The organism is Providencia sp. PROV223 (assembly GCF_028479245.1).
Lineage (GTDB): Bacteria > Pseudomonadota > Gammaproteobacteria > Enterobacterales > Enterobacteriaceae > Providencia > Providencia rettgeri.
The window spans coordinates 12,807-32,780 of sequence record NZ_JAMPNG010000007.1 but is presented as its reverse complement, the minus strand read 5'-3'; the positions used below and the strand labels follow the sequence as shown (position 1 = coordinate 32,780).

The window sequence follows — 19,974 nt, the reverse complement described above, 5'->3', positions numbered from 1 at the left end:
CAAGTGGAAGTCTATACAAACGAAAATGATCAAGTCGATGCGATTAAACGCTTTTTTGCGAATAATGGCGTGGCATTAGTTGTTGGCCTCGTAATTGGCGTTGGTGGTGTGTTTGGTTGGAACTACTGGCAGTCTCATAAAACGAATGTACTGCAGGAAAGCGCTCAAAAGTTTGAAGCAGTAAATAGCCAATTACGTTCAGGCTCAGAGCAAGGCATTGTTGCAGCGCAAAAATTCGCGGCTGAAACCGACGATGTATACAGTGCGATGATGGGCTTAGAGCTTGCACAAATCGCGGTGGATAAAGGCGATTTAGCTAATGCACAAACTGCATTGACCAATGCACTAGCCAAGGCAAAAACCGTGGATATGCAAGATTTAATTAACTTGCGTTTAGCTCGAGTCCAATTAGCCCAAGGTGATGCTGATGGCGCGATAGCGTCAGTTGCAAATATTAAAAGTAAATCATGGCAAGCAACGGCACAGGATGTCCGTGGTGATGCTTTACTCCATAAGGGCGATAAAGCTGGTGCAAAAGCCGCTTATGCTCAGGGGTTAGAAAGTGAAGGCTCTCAATCTATTAGAGGTATTTTGACTCTGAAGTTGAACAACGTATCTAATTCATAAGAAGAAAGGAAACGACAAACATGCAGTTGCGCAAAACACTTTTAGTTGGCCTAGTCGCTTCAGCTTTACTTGCAGGTTGTTCCAGCGAAACTGATTCTATTATCATGGCGCCACTTCCACAGGTTGAAAATCAATTCACCCCATCAATTGTTTGGGATAAATCGGTTGGAAATGGTGTTGAACAATTTTATTCTGAATTATCACCTGTTTGGGATGGTTCCGCCGTTTATGCAGCAGACCGTAAAGGTTTAGTTAAAGCCTTTGAACTCGATAGTGGTAAAGAACTGTGGTCAGTCGATTTATCTAAACGCACGGGTTTTCTTTCTGCTAACTTATCGGCATTGCTATCAGGTGGTTTAACCGTTGATGGTGATAAAATTTTTGTGGGTACTGAGCGCGGAACCGTTATTGCTCTGAACAAAGAAGATGGCCAAGTTGCTTGGGATGTCGAAGTTGCAGGCGAAGCCCTTTCTAAACCTGTTGTGAGTAACGACTTTGTTATTATTCACACCAGTAATGGTCAACTACAAGCTTTAGATGTCAATAGTGGTGAAATCAAGTGGACCGTTAACATGGATACCCCGTCGTTGTCATTACGTGGTGAATCTGCTCCTGCGGTTGCTTTTGGTGCTGCGATTGTCGGTGGGGATAACGGCCGTGTCAGTGCGGTGCTATTGTCTCAAGGTCAGTTAATTTGGCAACAACGTATTTCTCAAGTGACAAGTTCGACAGAAATCGGCCGTTTAAATGATGTCGATATGACACCAATTATTGATGACGGTAAAGTCTATGCGATTGCCTATAATGGTACTTTAGCCGCACTGGATATGCGTTCAGGTCAAATTCTGTGGAAACGCGAGCTTGGCTCAATCAATGACATGGTGATGTCAGGTGAAAACCTGTATCTTGTCGACCAAAATGATCGCGTGTTATCTGTTCGTAAAAGCGATGGTGTAACGCTGTGGACACAGGAAGAACTACTAAACCGCGGGCTATCTGCGCCAGAAATGTATAATGGCTATCTTGTGGTCGGTGATAAAGAAGGTTATCTGCATTGGTTAGATATGAGTACGGGCGGGTTTGTAGCACAAAACAAATTAAACAGCTCCGGTATTCACAGTCGTCCAGTGGTTGCAAGTGATAAGCTAATGGTTCAGACAAAAAACGGAACAGTTTACCTGTTAACACGTTAATTTTCTGACAAACCGCCAATTTATCGATAAAATCAACGGTTCCTGAAGATAGGAGCCGTTTCGTTTTTTGTTTTCTGAGTTAAAGCCTCAGAATTCCTTTAGTTAATAAAAGTTGTGAGGCATCTAAAAATGATACCCGTCGTAGCGCTGGTAGGGCGTCCAAACGTAGGAAAATCCACGTTATTTAACCGTTTAACCCGTACCCGTGACGCATTAGTAGCGGACTTTCCCGGTCTGACTCGTGATCGTAAATATGGTCGTGCTGAAGTTGAAGGGCATGAGTTCATTATTATTGACACGGGTGGTATCGATGGGACTGAGGAAGGCGTAGAAACACACATGGCCGCACAGTCCTTGCAAGCAATTGAAGAGGCAGACATTGTTCTGTTTATGGTTGATGCAAGAGCCGGGTTAATGCCCGCTGATGAAGGCATTGCCAAACACCTTCGTAGTCGCAAGAAAAAAACCTATTTAGTCGCGAACAAAACCGATGGAATTGATGTAACTACGGCAATCGGAGATTTTTACTCGCTTGGCCTAGGCGAAATTCATCCGATCGCGGCATCACATGGTCGCGGTGTTACTCAGTTAATTGAACAGTCGTTGAAACCTTTTGTGGAAGAAGACGAGGAAGAAGTTGAGTTGACCGAGGAAGAAGAAAATGCGGCATATTGGGCTGAGTTAGAAGCTCAAGGTGAGCTTGATGAAGACGAAGAAGATGACTTTGACCCAACAACATTACCGATTAAATTAGCCATCGTTGGCCGTCCGAATGTCGGTAAATCGACATTAACCAACCGTATTTTAGGTGAAGAACGTGTTGTGGTGTTTGATATGCCAGGAACCACACGTGACAGCATTTACATCCCAATGGAACGCGATGAGCGTGAGTATATTTTAATCGATACCGCCGGTGTGCGTAAGCGTGGAAAAGTTACAGAAACAGTGGAAAAATTCTCTGTTATCAAAACATTGCAAGCGATTGAAGACGCGAACGTCGTACTCTTAGTTATCGATGCACGCGAAGGTATTTCAGACCAAGATTTATCTTTACTTGGCTTTATCCTCAATGCGGGGCGCTCATTGGTGATTGCAGTCAATAAATGGGATGGTATGAAGCCAGAAGACCGCGAGCACGTAAAAGACATGCTTGAACTGCGTCTTGGTTTTGTTGATTTCGCGCGTATTCACTTTATTTCTGCACTGCATGGTAGTGGAGTGGGTAATTTATTTGAATCAGTGCAAGAAGCTTATGAGTCTGCAACTCGTCGAGTAGGTACTGCATTATTAACTCGTATCATGAAGATGGCAGAAGATGAGCACCAACCGCCACTTATTCGTGGTCGTCGTGTTAAAATGAAGTATGCCCATGCTGGGGGACACAATCCACCGATTGTAGTGATCCACGGTAACCAAGTTTCTGATTTACCAGATAGCTATAAGCGTTATTTGATGAATTACTTCCGCCGTTCATTGCAAGTGATGGGAACGCCAATTCGAATTCTGTTTAAAGAGGGAGAAAACCCTTATGCAGATAAGAAAAATAAGTTAACGCCAACCCAGTTGCGTAAGCGTAAGCGTTTAATGCAGCATTTGAAAAAACGCTAGTCAATAAGGCGCTGATGAAAGCTTAATTAGCCCTATTGAACGCATAAAAGCCGTAACAAAGTCATTATGTTACGGCTTTTTAATATTATCTGGATAATACTTTAAGAATGAATATCGCCCTTACGTTACTAGCATATATCATGATGAACGTAAGGGTAAGAATCAAAGATTGAGGAAAATTATGGACACTCGTTCTTCTACACGTTTAAACAAATATATTAGTGAAAGTGGTATTTGCTCAAGGCGTGAAGCTGACCGTTATATTGAACAAGGTAATGTATTTATTAATGGTAAGCGTGCAGGAATTGGCGACCAAGTTTTTGCTGGTGACGTGGTAAAAGTTAATGGGCAATTAATTGAGCCGCGTAATGAAGAAGATTTAGTATTAATCGCACTCAATAAGCCTGTCGGTATTGTTAGTACGACAGAGAGTGGTGAAAAAGATAATATTGTTGATTATGTTAATCATAGTACCCGAATTTTCCCGATTGGCCGCTTAGATAAAGACTCTCAAGGGTTAATTTTTCTCACCAACCATGGGGATTTGGTGAATAAAATTTTACGGGCAGGCAATTCTCATGAAAAAGAGTATTTAGTCACGGTCAATAAACCCGTAACGGATGACTTTATTCGTGGAATGGGGGCTGGAGTACCCATTCTTGGAACAATGACGAAAAAATGTAAGGTTAAGAAAGAGGCTCCTTTTGTTTTTAGAATTACACTTGTACAAGGACTAAACCGTCAAATTCGTCGTATGTGTGAGCATTTTGGCTTTGAGGTCACCAAGCTTGAACGTGTTCGCATCATGAATGTTAAGTTAACAGGCATTCCTGTCGGGGAGTGGCGTGATTTAACTGATGATGAACTGATTGAATTATTTGATATGATGGAAAAATCTGAATCAGACGTAAAAGTAAAGAAGCCACAGAAGTCAGCTTCTGCTAACAAAAGTAATACAAAGCAGACTTCGCCAAGTAAACCCAAAGTAAAACTAGAAAACCCGACACGCAAAAAGTTTACACAACCAGGTAGAAAAAAGAAAAAACGTTAACGTGCAGGTTTGATTAATAAGGCTGAATAAAAGAGTTGTTTTGAGCTCTTTATTATCGGCCTTTATGTTTTACAGAAAAATTAATCTTAAATTAGTTTAAAACTGTTTATATAAATTATTGCAGTTTTAAAACTAGTCCAACATCTAACCAGCTTTGCTGTGTTTTTTGCGCGATATTATCATCAAATAATTTCTTAGCAGCACGGATCGTTGCATTAGCAAATTCGATGAAGTTGGCTCTCTTTGTCACATTATTGTCAGACACGGCTTCAAGCCAAATTTTACCGGCGATGTCCCATGTATAACCTCCAAGACTCTTAGCTAATAGGTAAAAGGCTCTATTTGGGATACCTGAATTAATATGTACGCCGCCATTGTCAATAAAAATAGGTAAATCCTGATATTGAGACATATGACCAACTTGCGGGTCTCTAACATCGTCAGAAAGATAATAAGCATCCCCTGGGTTTATCATAGAACGTAGTGCCGGCGCATTTATTTGGTCAATAAATAAATTTTCGCCTAGTAGCCAATTAGAAGTATCGGCTGTTTCATTATTTAAATATTGTTTCACCATAATCCCAAGTACATCTGCGACAGACTCATTGAGCGCACCAGATTGGTAAGTATATCTAAAATCAGCTTTTGAACTAATAAAGCCGTGAGCCAGCTCGTGAGCGATTATATCGATGTCATTATAGAATGGGCCAAAAACGATTCCATCCCCGTCACCAAAGAAAATAGCTTGAGAATTCCAAAATGCATTAGCGTAGTTTGTTCCATAATGGATAACCGCATTAATATCAGCAGAACAGCCAAAAATTTGGTCAATATTTAATTTTTCCTTAAAAAAGGTACGGATAATGCCAATTGAATTAAATACTTGCCCCGCTGGTTCTGATGGCGCATGAGTATCTTCTTCGCGCATAATCACCGCGTAGTCATCATGTGGCATATGGCTATCAGGTGAAAGTCCTGAACGTTCACAAATTGGCAGGTCGGAATGCCAGTGGTTTTTATGTGGGACAGGGCGTTGAGCATCGCGAATAAAGCGATTATAGCGCTTTCCTATCATATCTATAGGGCAAGCTGAAAGATTATTGCGGTGGAGTAATGCATCTTCATGTGAATAGGTTCGGCTCATAATATCATTGATATGCGTGAGCGTTGATTTTAAGTCTGTGTGGCCTGATTTAGTGACTAAACTTGCTAATAAACAAGGTGATAATAATGAACGGCCTAAAATTTGATTCATATTACAACTCCATTCAGTTGGGTGAAATGGAATCATAATCTGTCGTGATTGATTTGTAACTACTTGATATTTAAGATTTATAATCAATAATTATTATTTTATGTTAGAAAGGTAGAACGGTTATTTTTCTACCTTAATTTATAAACCAGTGTTATCAATTATGGCGAAACCCACTCTTTATTTAAGACTAAAAATTCAGTATAGAGGGCAGCTTCTGGGCTATTAGGTTCTGGATGATAGTCGTATTCCCAGCGAACAAGCGGTGGCATTGACATTAAAATTGACTCTGTGCGGCCTCCGCTTTGTAAGCCAAATAATGTACCTCTATCCCATACTAAATTAAATTCTACGTAGCGACCACGACGATATAATTGGAATTGACGTTCTCTTTCACCCCATGAATGAGCTCGGCGTTTTTCAACAATCGGGACATAGGCATCTAAAAAACCATTACCCACCGCTTGAGTGAAGCTAAAACAAGACTCAAAACCACCTTGGTTAAGGTCATCATAAAATAGCCCACCAACACCTCGAGGTTCATTTCTATGTTTCAGGAAAAAGTATTCATCGCACCAATTTTTATATTTAGGATATACATCAGTCCCATAAGGGCGACATAGATCACGAGCAACGGTATGCCAGTGGATAACATCTTCATGAAAACCATAGAAAGGGGTTAAATCAAAACCGCCACCAAACCACCAAACGGGCTCACAACCTTCTTTTTCAGCGATAAAGAAACGAACATTAGCATGGGTAGTTGGAATGTAAGGATTCAGAGGGTGAATAACAAGAGAGACGCCCATTGCTTGGTAGCTACGGCCAGCAAGCTCGGGCCGATGCGCAGAGGCTGATGCTGGCAACTTTTCTCCTTTAATATGTGAGAAGTTAACCCCAGCTTGTTCAAATAATGCGCCTTTCGTTAGTACTCGGCTACGACCGCCACCACCTTCAGTTCGTTCCCATGTTTGTTCTAGAAAAGTTTGCTTACCATCTAGCTCAGTAATTTTTTGGCAAATAGTCTCTTGCAAGTTCTGCAAATAGGCTTTTACGCGATCAATATCTGGGTAATTCATTGTTTTATAATAGAACCATAGCAAAAAAATAATGGTTAAAGTATACCCTTTTACTCGAAGAAAGGCATATTGAATATTGATTGTGTTGCAAAAGCAGAGATAATGGCAGAAAGATTAGCTTAAGTAGGCAAATGAGATGGAAATACGAGTCTTTCGGCAAAGTGATTATGAAGACGTCCTGACCTTATGGGAGCGTTGTGCTCTCAATGAATTTTCAGGTGATCCTGAACTCGATATTGAACGCAAATTACAGTGTGGGGCCGACTTATTTTTAGTGGCTGAAGTTGCCGGTGAAATTGTCGGTACTATTATGGGGGGCTACGATGGCATTCGTGGCACAGCTGTTTATCTTGCTGTTCACCCTGAATATCGCGGTCGTGGTATTGCTAATGCATTAGTGAGTCGACTAGAAAAAAAACTGATAGCCAGAGGCTGCGGAAGAATAGAGTTATTAGTGAGTGAAGAGTCTGATGCGGCTATTTGTATGTTTGAAAAAATGTTGTATGAAGAAGAACAACCTGAACGTTTGATTTATTCGAAAAAATTAACGCACGAAACGGATTTTTAAGTTAATTGACTATTTATTTAACTTTCTATGGGAATGTTTTAGTAAATAGATTGTCACAATATGCATTATGCGACTCATAAAAGAGGATGATATGTCCCAACATGCAAAGTTGAACAGTAATAATGGATTATCGCCGTTGTTGAAGGTTTCTCTACTCTGTGGAGCCGCCTTGTTATCAGGGTGTGCGGGTGTGAAGGTTTTTTCGCCATCGACTTGGTTTAGTGGCCCGTTGGTAGTTTCTAGCTCAGGGCTTGGCCAAGTGACCAGTTTTACACCAATGCAAGCGGATATCATTAAGAAACAGCTTAATGACCGTTATACACTACGCAGCGGTATGCAAATGGAAAGTGGGGATGTGGTCACAGTTTTCCAAGGTATGGATGACAATGAAGTAAAATTAGAAATAGTGGGCCCTGAGCACGGTTATGTCTCACGTATTACGGTGAGTGATCCAAATATCGTCACCGAATGGGGGCCTGCAATTGGTACTGAATTTAGCGAAATTTACCAAAAAGCCTTCGGTATTTGCGGCTTAGGTGAACGAGTCAATGATGTTCCGACTATTGAATGTAATTCACCGCAATCAAGTAAAGTGGTTTACCGTTTTACAGGTAAATGGCAAGGGCCAGAAGATTTAATGCCCCCTGATGATGATCTGAAAACATGGCAAATCTCACAAATTATTTGGCATAAATAGTTTTATTTCGTTAATGATATCGCTGGGTCTATTCAGACTGGCGATATCTTCCCATTAATACTTCTTTTTCGTTGTTTTCAAAGAAATTTCCCCTTTCTTAAATTTTCTTTCTTATAATAGGCCTGAAACCTATATTCCCTTGCGTTAAAACAAGGTGAACATCATGGCGATAAGATAGGATATTAATATCGTTTTATATAAGAAATAGGTTATATAACATATTCATTTTACGAGGTTTACCGTATGTCTCATTCTCAAAGTGGTATTTTGAAAGAACATAGCCGTTTTGGTATTTTTATTGAAGCGCAAGTGCAAGAGGGATCTCTGGATGAAATTAAGTCTGGATGTAAAAGCTTTGTCGAGGCTTTAACTAAATTACAAGCCCAATACCCAGATGACCGCCTCGGCGCGGTTATCGCGTTTGGCTCTGACATCTGGAAACAGCTCGGTAAGGCAAATAGTGCCCCTGAATTGAAACCATTTCGCACGCTAGGTAAAGGACTCGCTCCTGCCACTCAACGGGATATGTTTATTCATATTCAATCACTGCGCCACGATATTAACTTTTCATTAGCACAGGCGGCTTTAAAAGCATTTGGTAAATCTATCTCTGTGGTTGAAGAAATTCATGGTTTCCGTTGGGTAGATGATAGAGATTTAAGTGGTTTTATTGATGGAACCGAAAATCCGCAAGGGGAAGAAATTGCGGAGGTCACATTAATCGAAGACGGTGAAGATAAAGGTGGAAGCTATGTTTTAGTCCAACGCTATGAACACGATTTAAGAAAATGGGATCGTTTTTCGGAACATGAACAAGAAAAAATGATTGGTCGGACGAAAAAAGACAGTATTGAGCTGGACGAAGATGCCCGTAATGTTACCTCTCATGTTTCCCGTGTGGTTATTGAAGAAGAAGGTGAAGAGCTTGAAGTTATGCGTCACAGCTTGCCATATGGAACAGCAAGCGGTAAGCACGGCTTATTCTTTGTGGCTTATTGTGCAAGATTACACAATATCGAACAGCAATTATTAAGTATGTTTGGTGAAAAAGACGGCAAATACGATGATTTGTTGCGAATGACGAAAGCGGTATCGGGCAGTTATTACTATGCTCCATCAATAGAGTCATTGCTGTCTTTATAAGTTTACTCGTCATACTTTGCGTTACAGTGCTGTTAGGTAGGCTAGATTGCCTTAGTCACATACTCTATGTATGCTCCTAGGGCTAATCTTCCTTGCCGCCTAGCTGTAACACAAATTATTTAGAGTAACTGTTTATACTTAGCAATTTAAACATAATGATTTGTATTTATTCTATTATTATTAGCCCGTTATCATTAATGCCTACTTACTACCTAGTAATGATTTAACTTATAGAATGCTCCTCCATTGAGTAATATTCATATCACTAACTAATTAAAAAATCAGTTAATTTTCCTGCTTATGACGTTCATTTCTTTGTTATTCTAATTTGATATATAAAAAGGTGATTGATAGCTACACAGTTATAACCAAAACATATACAGTGGTTCCAATGTCAGCCATTTGGGTTTAGTTACGAACAGGTGTGGAATGAAAAAATCATTTTTGAAAAAAACGGCACTCGCAAGTTTGGCAACAGTCTCATTACTCGGCAGCTCGCCACTAATTGCAGCTGAACTGCTTAACAGTTCTTATGATATTGCACGTGAACTATTTGTGGCGTTGAACCCATCATTTGAAAAACAGTGGAATGAGGCTCACCCTGACGACAAACTAACGATTAAACAATCACACGCAGGCTCATCAAAGCAAGCCTTAGCGATTTTACAAGGGTTAAAAGCAGATGTGGTGACCTACAACCAAGTCACCGATGTGCAAATTTTGCATGATAAAGGCAATTTGATCCCAGCAGACTGGCAAGCTCGCTTGCCAAATAATAGCTCACCGTATTATTCAACAATGGCGTTTTTAGTTCGTAAAGGAAACCCGAAAGGAATTAAAACGTGGGATGATTTGGTCCGCGAAGATGTCAAATTAATCTTTCCAAATCCAAAAACTTCCGGAAATGGCCGTTATACCTACCTTGCTGCATGGGGGGCTTTTAATCAAGAAAATAAAGGTGATAAAGCGAAAACCCGTGAGCAAATGAAACAGTTTTTGAAAAATGTCGAGGTATTTGATACCGGAGGGCGTGGTGCAACAACGTCATTTATTGAGCGAGAGCTTGGTGACGTCCTGATTAGCTTTGAATCTGAAGTGAATAATATTCGCTCTCAGTATGGTGAATCAGACTATGAAGTTATTGTGCCACCAGTGGATATTTTAGCGGAATTCCCTGTCGCTTGGGTCGACAAAAATGTACAAAAAAATGGGACTGAAGACGTCGCTAAAGCTTACTTAAATTATCTCTATAGCCCACAGGCGCAAGAAATCATCACTCAGTATAATTATCGGGTGAATGATAAAGCGGTAATGAATGCGAATAAGGATAAATTTCCTGAAACTCAGCTGTTTACGGTTGAATCTCAATTTGAGAGCTGGCCAAAAGTGATGGATGTTCATTTCTCCACTGGAGGAGAATTTGACAAATTAATGGCAGAAGGGCGCCGTTAATGAATCGTTCAGGAAAGCGCTTTTTGCCGGGTTTTGGACTAACGCTAGGTAGCAGTCTGTTCTATACGTGTTTGATTTTGCTATTACCCATGAGTGCATTGGTGATTCAATTATCAGAAATGACATGGCAGCAATACTGGGCCGTCATAAGTTACCCACAAGTGGTTGCTGCGTATAAAGTGACGTTACTGTCAGCGTTAGTCGCAAGTCTGTTTAATGCGGTATTTGGCATGCTATTAGCTTGGATTTTAACGCGTTATCGCTTTCCTGGGCGTTTGTTTTTAGATGGTTTAGTGGATTTACCCTTTGCATTACCTACCGCTGTGGCGGGGCTAACATTAGCAACCTTATTTGCAACCTCAGGGTGGTATGGGCAATATCTGCACCAGTTTGATATTAAAGTTGTTAATACTTGGCTGGGAATTGCGGTTGCAATGGCTTTTACCAGTATTCCGTTTGTTGTGCGTACGGTTCAACCAGTGTTGGAAGAGCTCGGCCCTGAGTACGAAGAAGCTGCTCAGACCCTAGGTGCAAGCCGTTGGCAAACCTTTCGTCGAGTGGTATTACCGGAGCTTTCACCAGCCTTATTAGCCGGAACGGTTTTATCCTTTACACGTAGTTTAGGCGAGTTTGGCGCCATTATATTTATTGCGGGTAATATTGCGTGGCAAACCGAGGTTGTTTCATTAATGATTTTTAGTCAATTACAACAATTTGATTATCCGGCCGCCAGTGCTGTCGCCTCAGTTATTTTAGCGGTTTCATTGTTACTGTTATTTAGTGTCAATTTAGTACAAAGTCGCTTCGGTAAACGGTTAGGAGGCAAGTAATGGCGCAAATTACCCCCATTCATACTGCTAGTCGTACCCAAATAAACTGGGGGAAATGGCTATTAATAGCGATAGGTCTATTGTTTTCACTTTTACTATTAGTTATTCCAATTGTTTGGATATTTATTACAGCATTTCAAAAAGGGTTAGATGCTGTTTTACTGAATTTGGCAGACCCTGATATGCTACATGCCATTGGTTTAACAGTATTAATTGCTTTAATTACGGTTCCGGTAAATTTAGTCTTTGGTACCATGATTGCGTGGTTAGTGACGCGATTTCAGTTTCCTGGTCGCCAATTATTACTAACCCTAGTTGATATTCCGTTTGCGGTTTCACCTGTTGTTGCAGGTTTGCTGTACTTACTTTTTTATGGCTCAAACAGTTGGTTTGGTGGATGGCTTGAAGGTTTTGACATCCAACTGATGTTTTCATGGCCCGGTATGGCATTGGTGACTATTTTTGTCACTTGCCCATTTGTGGTACGTGAGTTAGTCCCGCTAATGTTAAGTCAGGGTAGCCAAGAAGATGAAGCGGCGGTTTTACTTGGGGCCTCAGGATGGAAGATGTTTTGGCGTGTGACATTACCTAATATCCGCTGGGCATTGTTGTATGGGGTTGTTCTAACTAACGCCCGCGCGATCGGTGAATTTGGTGCGGTTTCGGTGGTCTCAGGGGCTATTCGCGGTGAAACATACACCTTACCATTGCAAGTTGAATTATTGCATCAGGATTATAATACGGTGGGCGCATTTACGGCCGCAGGGATCCTCGCACTAATGGCAATTATCACCTTAATTCTTAAAAGTGCATTGCAGTGGCATTTGAGTCGCCAGCAATCTGAATCAGGAGTCCATTAATCATGAGTATTGAAATTGAAAAAATCGGTAAATTATTTGGTAAAACCCAAGTACTTAACGATATTTCACTGGATATTGCATCGGGTGAAATGGTTGCCCTATTAGGGCCTTCCGGTTCAGGAAAAACAACCTTATTGCGGATTATTGCAGGGCTTGAGCAACAAAGTCAGGGGCTATTACGTTTTCATGGTCACGATGTCAGTAAAATCCATGCTAAAGATAGGCATGTTGGCTTTGTATTTCAACACTATGCACTATTTCGCCACATGACAGTGTTTGATAATGTAGCCTTTGGTTTAACTGTCTTACCAAGAAAACAGCGCCCATCCGCTCAGGCTATTAAAGATAAAGTAACAAAATTGTTGGAGATGGTTCAACTCGCTCATTTAGCTTCACGTTACCCTGCACAACTTTCAGGGGGGCAAAAACAGCGAGTGGCATTAGCAAGAGCTTTAGCCGTTGATCCACAAATTTTATTATTGGATGAACCTTTTGGCGCGCTCGACGCACAAGTACGTATTGAATTACGCCGTTGGTTACGTCAATTACATGATGAATTAAAATTTACCAGTGTTTTTGTGACTCATGACCAAGAAGAAGCCATGGAAGTTGCAGACAGAGTGGTGGTGATGAGCCAAGGTCATATCGAGCAAGTTGGCACACCGAGTGATATATGGCAGCGCCCAGAAACACGATTTGTCCTTGAATTTATGGGGGAAGTCAACCAAATCTCTGCCCATATCAAAGGTTCAACATTAAATATCGGTGGCTATGACTTTCCACTGAACCACACTAGTGTTCAACAAGGAGAAGTCGACGTATTTTTACGTCCTTGGGATATCTCATTACAAGCTGAAGTGGATGAGCAGCACCGTTTACCTGTAAGGGTCACGGAATCGGGGCCAAGAGGGCATTTTTGGCAATTAACCGTTCAACCGTTAGGTTGGGGGAAAGAGCCGTTGTCAGTGATTTGGCAGTCTGAGAAAACAATACCCACTCGAGGTGAACGTTACTTTTTAGGTAGCCAGCAGGCAAAGATTTATCAAGGTGATCAGGCGTTAATTTTTCCACAACTCGCTGAAAGTGCATGAATATAAAATTCAATAATTTATAACACTAATAAATATATTATTGGTGTTACCTTCTCTATTACTTTCTAGGTATATTCCCGATGATTAGACTTTATATTAAAAATATTAAGTCTAATCTCTCTATGTTTAATTTTCGCATAACCATTTGATATCAAATAATTAATTATTGTATTTTTATGGGAAATATAACTGGCAATTCTATAAACTTATTGTAATATAATATATCAATTAGCTATATCAGAAATGGTAATTAAGATAATCTATTTTTCTAATATTAATGTGAAGAGATTTCAATTTTCACATTTCAATATTGGGGTAATATCTTATCTCTATTCTTTCTTATTTATATATAAAAATTATAAGGATGGTAAAGTGTCGGCTCTGGAACAGTTTATCGGTAATACCCCATTAGTAAAACTTCAGCGTTTAACACAAGGGATTGAAGCTGAAATTTGGGTAAAACTTGAAGGCAATAACCCCGCGGGTTCAGTGAAAGATCGTGCGGCATTTTCAATGATTAATGAAGCGCAATTACGGGGTGAAATTAAGCCAGGCGATACGCTAATTGAAGCGACTAGCGGTAATACCGGTATCGCCCTCGCGATGATAGCCGCAGTAAAAGGCTACAAATTAAAATTACTCATGCCAGATAACATGAGTAAAGAGCGACAAGCCTCAATGCAAGCTTATGGTGCAGAACTTATCTTAGTAAGTACGGCTGTCGGTATGGAAGGTGCACGGGATCTTGCTAAAGAAATGGAGCAGCGAGGAGAGGGGAAAGTTTTAGACCAATTTAATAACCCTGATAACCCATTAGCCCATTTTAAAACAACGGGTCCTGAAATTTGGCAGCAAACTCACGGCGCAATTACCCATTTTGTGTCGAGTATGGGAACCACGGGGACCATTACAGGGGTTAGCCGCTATTTAAAATCCCAGTCAGCGGACGTGCACATTGTTGGCTTACAACCTGCTGAAAAAAGCCAAATTCCGGGTATTAGGCGCTGGTCACCGGGTTACTTGCCCGGCATCTTCGATGGTTCATTAGTTGATAGTGTACTGGATATCAACCAGCAAGAAGCCGAAGAAACCATGAGAGCCTTAGCGAAGGTTGAAGGTATCTTTTGTGGTGTGAGCTCAGGTGGAGCGGTTGCCGGTGCTTTAAAAGTGGCTCAAGCTAACCCAGGAGCGGTGATTGTGGCAGTCATTTGCGACCGAGGAGACCGATATTTATCAACAGGTGTATTTAATGAGTGAGATAATTTAATTGCCACTGGCGTGCAATAATGTACCCCATCAATGAAAAACCATCAGGCAAGCCTGATGGTTTAAACTAAATATGGGTAGTTGAGTTATTTCTTAATACGCATGACGACAGTTTCACCCACTGTCACTGAGCCCGTCAGTTTGTTTAGCTCTTTGATTTCGTCCATATTAGAAATGACAACTGGAGTTAGAACCGATTTTGCTTTCTCTTCTAATAGTGCTAAATCAAACTCAATGATTAAATCACCTTTTTTCACTGCTTGACCTTCTTCGGCGATGCGTTTAAAACCCTCACCTTTAAGCTCAACAGTATCAATACCGAAGTGAACAAATAGTTCTATGCCATCATCTGATTCAATAGAAAACGCATGGTTAGTTTCAAAGATTTTACCAATTGTACCGTCTACAGGGGCAACGATTTTGTTACCTGCGGGTTTAATCGCAATACCGTCACCTACAATTTTTTCTGCGAACACAACGTCTGGAACATCTTCAATATTGACAATTTCACCCGATAAAGGCGCGATAATCTCAATACTGCCACTGCTACTTTTGTCTTCCGAAACGAGTGATTTCAGTTTGTCAAACAGACCCATGGACCTTCTCCTAATCGTTTTATATGGGACCGAACTAATGTGCTGTTCTTAGCATAACGTTTTTTCTTGGATAAAGGTATCTACAAGTTTCATCAATTCATCCGCTGTTGGTTGAGCAAGTGCTTGTTCAGCCAAAGCTTGAGTATCAGTAAAGCTTGCATTGCGAATTAGCTTTTTGATACGTGGGATTGAAATTGCGCTCATACTAAATTCATCCAGCCCCATGCCAAGTAGCAATAAGGTTGCACGCTCATCTCCAGCTAACTCCCCACACATCCCAGTCCATTTACCTTCAGCGTGTGATGCATCGATCACTTGCTTAATTAAGTTTAGGACAGCAGGTGACATCGGGTTGTAAAGATGAGAAATCAGTTCATTACCACGGTCGACCGCTAAAGTGTATTGAGTGAGATCGTTCGTCCCAATACTAAAGAAATCAACTTCTTTTGCCAAATGGCGAGCAATAACAGCAGCTGCTGGCGTTTCAACCATCACACCGACTTCAATTGACTCGTCAAAAGCCTTACCTTCTTCACGTAACTGAGCTTTTAGCATTTCTAGCTCTGCTTTTAGTTCACGAACTTCTTCAACGGAAATGACCATTGGGAACATAATACGCAGTTTACCAAATTTAGAGGCTCTTAAAATAGCTCTTAATTGTGAGTGTAAGATTTCTTTGCGATCAAGACAAATACGAATTGCACGCCAGCCGAGGAATGGGTTATCTTCTTTCGGTAAATTCATGTATGGCAGGTCTTTATCACCGCCGATATCCATAGTGCGGACAATAACGGCTTGGCTGCCCATTGCTTCTGCAACTGCTTTATATGCCTGGAATTGTTCTTCTTCAGTAGGAAGAGAGTCTCTATCCATGAATAAAAACTCAGTACGGTAGAGGCCAACGCCTTCTGCGCCATTGCGTTCTGCTCCGGCAACATCACGCACAGTACCAATGTTGGCACAAACTTCAACTTGATGACCATCAAGGGTGATAGCTGGCAAATCTTTTAATTTTGCGAGCTCTTCTTTTTCTTGAAGATATTCATCACGGAAGGCTTTCAGTTTGTCAATTTCGGTTTCAGATGGGTTCAAGTGGATAGTGTTGTTGACACCATCTAACACAATGAAATCGCCATTTTTAATTTTACTGGTGGCATCGCTCGTACCGACAATGGCAGGTAACTCAAGGGAACGCGCCATAATTGAGGTATGCGATGTACGGCCACCTAAATCAGTAATAAACCCTAATACTTTATCTAAATTCAGCTGGGCGGTTTCTGAAGGGGTTAAATCCGCAGCGACTAAAATAACTTCTTCGCTGATTGCACTTAAATCAACGATAGGAATATTTAAGATGTTTTTTAATAAACGTTTACCAATATCGCGTACGTCAGCGGCACGCTCTTTAAGGTATTCATCGTCAAGAGATTCAAGTGCTTGGGCTTGGTCTTCAATAACGGAATATGCAGCTGCATCAGCAGTTTTTTTATCACCTTTGATTAAAGAGACAATTTCTTGTTCCAGCTCTTCATCTTCCAGCAGCATGATATGACCTTCAAAAATCTCAGCTTTTTCGGCTCCAAGATTTTTTTCGGCTTTCTCTTTAATCAAATTGAGTTGTTCGGCTGATTTGTTACGACCCTCAATAAAACGAGCGATTTCTTTATCAACCTGATCGTCAGCGATTTTTTTTGTGCTAACAACGATAGGATCTTCTTTGAGGATTAAAGCCTGACCAAAAGCAAAACCCGGGGATACTAAAATTCCTGAAATCATAATATTACCTTACTGCTGCTAGTGCTGGGAGTTCTGATGTTGCAGAGACGACAATAAATATAGCTGATTATACAAATGTCCCCGAATGAGATCACTCAGGGACATTGAATGAAATCAGTAAACGCTATATTCGTGCGAAATTATTCTAATTCGCCCATCAGTTTAACTAAATGCTCAACGGCTTCTTTTTCATCTTCGCCTTCAGCTGAAATTGTCACTACTGTGCCTTGTGTTAGGCCTAAGGTTTGTAATTTAAACAAACTTTTCGCACTAGCGGATTTACCACCAGAGATTAAAGAAATATCGGAAGAGAATGCTTTTGCTTCTTTTACGAATTGAGCTGCAGGACGAGTATGTAGACCATTTGGTGCCGTAATAGTAACTTCTTGCTGAAACATAGTATTTCCTCAATAACTTTCGTTTTTTTTAATTACCCAGCCAATTGTAGATGAAATAGACTAGGTTTGCGTATAAGTTAGATTATTAACTTGAAAAAAGGTTTCCTACTTTGTGCGGTATCAACCCTTTTTCTGCTTTTCTTGCGAACTCGTGACTTTTTCTCGTTGGCAAATTATTTTACTTGGCCTAGAGGTTGGCTAAAAAGTGATTAATTTCGAGGTGCAAAATAATTACTATGTTTAATACTAAACCCCGAATTAGAAATCATCTCCATCCGTGCTAAAGTTTGATCCATGCCACAAAAAAAGCACCATTTAGGTGCTTTTTTAACGATATTGTAACGAAATTATGCTATTCAGCGGAAATGTCAGCAAACAGGACAGTTGACAGATAACGCTCACCTGAAGAAGGTAAAATAACGACAATATTTTTACCTTTATAAGCAGGGTCAGCGGCAATCTTAGTGGCAGCAGCAATTGCTGCACCTGATGAAATCCCTGCAAGAATACCTTCTTTTTCCATCAGCTCGCGTGCGGTTTTAATCGCTTCGTCATCACTGATTTGAATGACTTTATCAAGCAATTTTAAATCTAAGTTACCTGGAATAAACCCAGCGCCGATCCCTTGTATTTTGTGAGGACCCGGCTTAATTTCTTCGCCCGCCAAAGCTTGGGTAATGACAGGAGATGTTTCGGGTTCAACAGCGACGATAGTCACATCTTTACCTTTGGTATTTTTCAGATACTTTGCAATACCGGTAATTGTCCCTCCCGTACCGACACCTGCGACTACAACATCTACATTGCCATCGGTATCTTCCCAAATTTCAGGCCCTGTGGTTTTTTCATGAATTTCAGGGTTTGCTGGGTTATTAAATTGTTGAAGTAATAGGTATTTTTTAGGGTTACTATTCACTATCTCTTCAGCTTTAGCTATCGCACCTTTCATACCTTTTGCACCCTCGGTTAAAACGAGGTTGGCACCCAATGCTTTGAGCAGTTTACGGCGCTCGATGCTCATAGTTTCAGGCATGGTTAACGTCAATTTATAACCTCTTGCCGCAACCACATAGGCTAAAGCGATACCCGTATTACCACTGGTTGGCTCAACTAATTCTTTATCTTTGTTGAGGATACCTTTTTTTTCTGCATCCCAAATCATGTTCGCACCAATACGGCACTTAACGCTGAAGCTTGGGTTGCGAGATTCCACTTTTGCTAAAATATTGCCATTACCAAAATGCTTTAAACGGACAAGAGGGGTGTGGCCAATGGTCAACGAGTTATCATCATAAATTTTGCTCATGGGATATCCTTAAAATCGGTTAGCCGGTAATGTAATCGGTATTAATAAAAAAATAATGAGATGGATTCAACATACGTTAAGAACAAATTAATGCAAATATGATTTGAGTATAAGCTTATAACGTAATGCTATTTTAGATCCAATTGTTCTAAGAAATTTCGCTGAAAAGAAGTGAAGTATTCGATAAGAGAAAGGCGCAGGCGATAAGCCTGCGCAATAATTGGTATACAATAATTGATAAAATTAGTAACGTGCGTAACGCTCACGATACCGGTCAACCCACATCAATGTTGCACCACAGACAGCAACAGGCATGATCACTAAGTTGACAAAAGGCACCATCATTAACAGGCTAACGACACCACCAAATTGAACATTTCTCATTCGTTCTTTGGCAAGCGCTTGCTTCATTTCACTGAAACCAACACGATGGTTATCAAACGGATAATCGCAATATTGAATTGACATCATCCAAGCACCAAATAAAAACCACAGTACCGGAGCGACAGTTTGGCCAATACCAGGTATGAAAAATAGGATTAATAACCCAATAGCGCGAGGCAAGTAGTAACCGATTCGGACAAACTCGCGTTTTATCATACGAGGAACATCTTTTAATAACTCAGCCACACCCGTATCTGGCGATGGTTTACCCGTTAGCTCAGCTTCGAGTTTCTCTGATAGCCAACCGTTAAAAGGCGCCGCGATAATATTAGCAACCGTACTAAAGAAATAGGTAAATACGAGCAGTATTGAGATAACGGCGATTGGCCAAATAACATAGTCGAGCCATTGTAGCCAGTCAGGAACGTAACTCATCACTTGGTTTATCCAGCCACCAAGCTTGGTATATAACCACCAAAATGCGCCGCCTAAGAATAAAATATTGGCTAATAGGGGCAAAATAACAAAACGTTTAATACCGGGACGAGTGATTAATCTCCACCCTTGTGTAAAATAATAAAAACCGGAATGGTCTTTTTGTGTCGAAAATGTCGATTGGGTCATACTTCTTGTTCTCTCCTTTTCGGTTGACCATGTATCATATAGATATGAAATTAGGCTGACTAGCCATTATTCGCTTAAAAAAGCAGCAAATGAAAGCGGAATATTCTCTTTCTTGTAAGAAAATCGTTCTGGGGGTTGCACTTAGAGCAATTGAGAAATAATCTTAGGGTAGT

Annotated in this window: 19 protein-coding genes; 12 read left to right on the top strand and 7 right to left on the bottom strand. The window is 40.7% G+C overall.

Annotated elements, in window-relative coordinates:
• Positions 1-3 precede the first annotated feature (3 nt).
• The 4 genes from PR767_RS10060 to rluF all read left to right on the top strand — a co-directional run bounded on the left by PR767_RS10060 (position 4) and on the right by rluF (position 4,479).
• Positions 4-627, top strand: coding sequence for a YfgM family protein (locus PR767_RS10060; protein ID WP_110732027.1), 624 nt, complete (start codon positions 4-6; stop codon positions 625-627).
• Positions 628-647: 20 nt separating this feature from the next.
• A complete protein-coding gene (gene bamB / locus PR767_RS10055; RefSeq protein WP_004912633.1) occupies positions 648-1,820 on the top strand; it encodes an outer membrane protein assembly factor BamB in 1,173 nt (390 codons plus the stop codon).
• A 129-nt stretch (positions 1,821-1,949) separates the two neighbouring features.
• Positions 1,950-3,428: a ribosome biogenesis GTPase Der gene (gene der, locus PR767_RS10050; protein ID WP_004912629.1), complete on the top strand. Its 1,479-nt coding sequence runs from the start codon at positions 1,950-1,952 to the stop codon at positions 3,426-3,428.
• A gap of 181 nt (positions 3,429-3,609) precedes the next feature.
• Positions 3,610-4,479 (top strand): 23S rRNA pseudouridine(2604) synthase RluF, encoded by an 870-nt coding sequence (gene rluF / locus PR767_RS10045; protein ID WP_272520250.1) that lies wholly within the window; start codon positions 3,610-3,612, stop codon positions 4,477-4,479.
• A 115-nt stretch (positions 4,480-4,594) separates the two neighbouring features.
• On the opposite strand, the gene PR767_RS10040 is transcribed toward rluF, so the two are convergent.
• Positions 4,595-5,734 carry a M4 family metallopeptidase gene (locus PR767_RS10040; protein WP_184957485.1) on the bottom strand — a complete coding sequence of 380 codons (1,140 nt, stop codon included), beginning with the start codon at positions 5,732-5,734 and terminating at the stop codon, positions 4,595-4,597.
• A 158-nt stretch (positions 5,735-5,892) separates the two neighbouring features.
• Positions 5,893-6,810 (bottom strand): oxygen-dependent coproporphyrinogen oxidase, encoded by a 918-nt coding sequence (hemF, locus tag PR767_RS10035; RefSeq protein ID WP_004912622.1) that lies wholly within the window; start codon positions 6,808-6,810, stop codon positions 5,893-5,895.
• A 136-nt stretch (positions 6,811-6,946) separates the two neighbouring features.
• Here hemF and PR767_RS10030 point away from each other — a divergent pair, with 136 nt between their 5' ends.
• The 8 genes from PR767_RS10030 (at position 6,947) to cysM (ending at position 14,708) form a co-directional block, all read left to right on the top strand.
• Positions 6,947-7,378 carry a GNAT family acetyltransferase gene (locus PR767_RS10030; RefSeq protein WP_109911483.1) on the top strand — a complete coding sequence of 144 codons (432 nt, stop codon included), beginning with the start codon at positions 6,947-6,949 and terminating at the stop codon, positions 7,376-7,378.
• A gap of 91 nt (positions 7,379-7,469) precedes the next feature.
• Positions 7,470-8,075 (top strand): RpoE-regulated lipoprotein, encoded by a 606-nt coding sequence (locus tag PR767_RS10025; RefSeq protein WP_109911484.1) that lies wholly within the window; start codon positions 7,470-7,472, stop codon positions 8,073-8,075.
• A 243-nt stretch (positions 8,076-8,318) separates the two neighbouring features.
• Positions 8,319-9,218 (top strand): Dyp-type peroxidase, encoded by a 900-nt coding sequence (locus PR767_RS10020; RefSeq protein ID WP_210782413.1) that lies wholly within the window; start codon positions 8,319-8,321, stop codon positions 9,216-9,218.
• Between the two features lie 429 nt (positions 9,219-9,647).
• Positions 9,648-10,670, top strand: coding sequence for a sulfate ABC transporter substrate-binding protein (locus PR767_RS10015; RefSeq protein WP_004912611.1), 1,023 nt, complete (start codon positions 9,648-9,650; stop codon positions 10,668-10,670).
• A complete protein-coding gene (cysT, locus tag PR767_RS10010; protein ID WP_004912608.1) occupies positions 10,670-11,500 on the top strand; it encodes a sulfate/thiosulfate ABC transporter permease CysT in 831 nt (276 codons plus the stop codon). The genes PR767_RS10015 and cysT overlap by 1 nt, the downstream gene beginning before the upstream one ends.
• Positions 11,500-12,360 (top strand): sulfate/thiosulfate ABC transporter permease CysW, encoded by an 861-nt coding sequence (gene cysW, locus PR767_RS10005; RefSeq protein ID WP_272520249.1) that lies wholly within the window; start codon positions 11,500-11,502, stop codon positions 12,358-12,360. The genes cysT and cysW overlap by 1 nt, the downstream gene beginning before the upstream one ends.
• Before the next feature lie 2 nt (positions 12,361-12,362).
• Positions 12,363-13,451 carry a sulfate/thiosulfate ABC transporter ATP-binding protein CysA gene (gene cysA / locus PR767_RS10000; protein WP_004912602.1) on the top strand — a complete coding sequence of 363 codons (1,089 nt, stop codon included), beginning with the start codon at positions 12,363-12,365 and terminating at the stop codon, positions 13,449-13,451.
• 372 nt (positions 13,452-13,823) lie between these two features.
• Positions 13,824-14,708 (top strand): cysteine synthase CysM, encoded by an 885-nt coding sequence (cysM, locus tag PR767_RS09995; protein ID WP_004912600.1) that lies wholly within the window; start codon positions 13,824-13,826, stop codon positions 14,706-14,708.
• Between the two features lie 95 nt (positions 14,709-14,803).
• On the opposite strand, the gene crr is transcribed toward cysM, so the two are convergent.
• The 5 genes from crr to cysZ all read right to left on the bottom strand — a co-directional run bounded on the left by crr (position 14,804) and on the right by cysZ (position 19,801).
• On the bottom strand, positions 14,804-15,313 hold the full coding sequence (gene crr / locus PR767_RS09990; RefSeq protein WP_004912598.1) for a PTS glucose transporter subunit IIA: 510 nt from the start codon (positions 15,311-15,313) through the stop codon (positions 14,804-14,806).
• A 48-nt stretch (positions 15,314-15,361) separates the two neighbouring features.
• Positions 15,362-17,089 carry a phosphoenolpyruvate-protein phosphotransferase PtsI gene (gene ptsI, locus PR767_RS09985; RefSeq protein WP_272520248.1) on the bottom strand — a complete coding sequence of 576 codons (1,728 nt, stop codon included), beginning with the start codon at positions 17,087-17,089 and terminating at the stop codon, positions 15,362-15,364.
• 140 nt (positions 17,090-17,229) lie between these two features.
• Positions 17,230-17,487 (bottom strand): phosphocarrier protein Hpr, encoded by a 258-nt coding sequence (gene ptsH / locus PR767_RS09980; RefSeq protein ID WP_004264876.1) that lies wholly within the window; start codon positions 17,485-17,487, stop codon positions 17,230-17,232.
• A gap of 352 nt (positions 17,488-17,839) precedes the next feature.
• Entirely contained in the window at positions 17,840-18,793 is a 954-nt protein-coding gene (gene cysK, locus PR767_RS09975; RefSeq protein ID WP_272520247.1) for a cysteine synthase A, read from the bottom strand.
• A gap of 243 nt (positions 18,794-19,036) precedes the next feature.
• On the bottom strand, positions 19,037-19,801 hold the full coding sequence (gene cysZ, locus PR767_RS09970; protein ID WP_109911490.1) for a sulfate transporter CysZ: 765 nt from the start codon (positions 19,799-19,801) through the stop codon (positions 19,037-19,039).
• Positions 19,802-19,974: the final 173 nt, after the last annotated feature.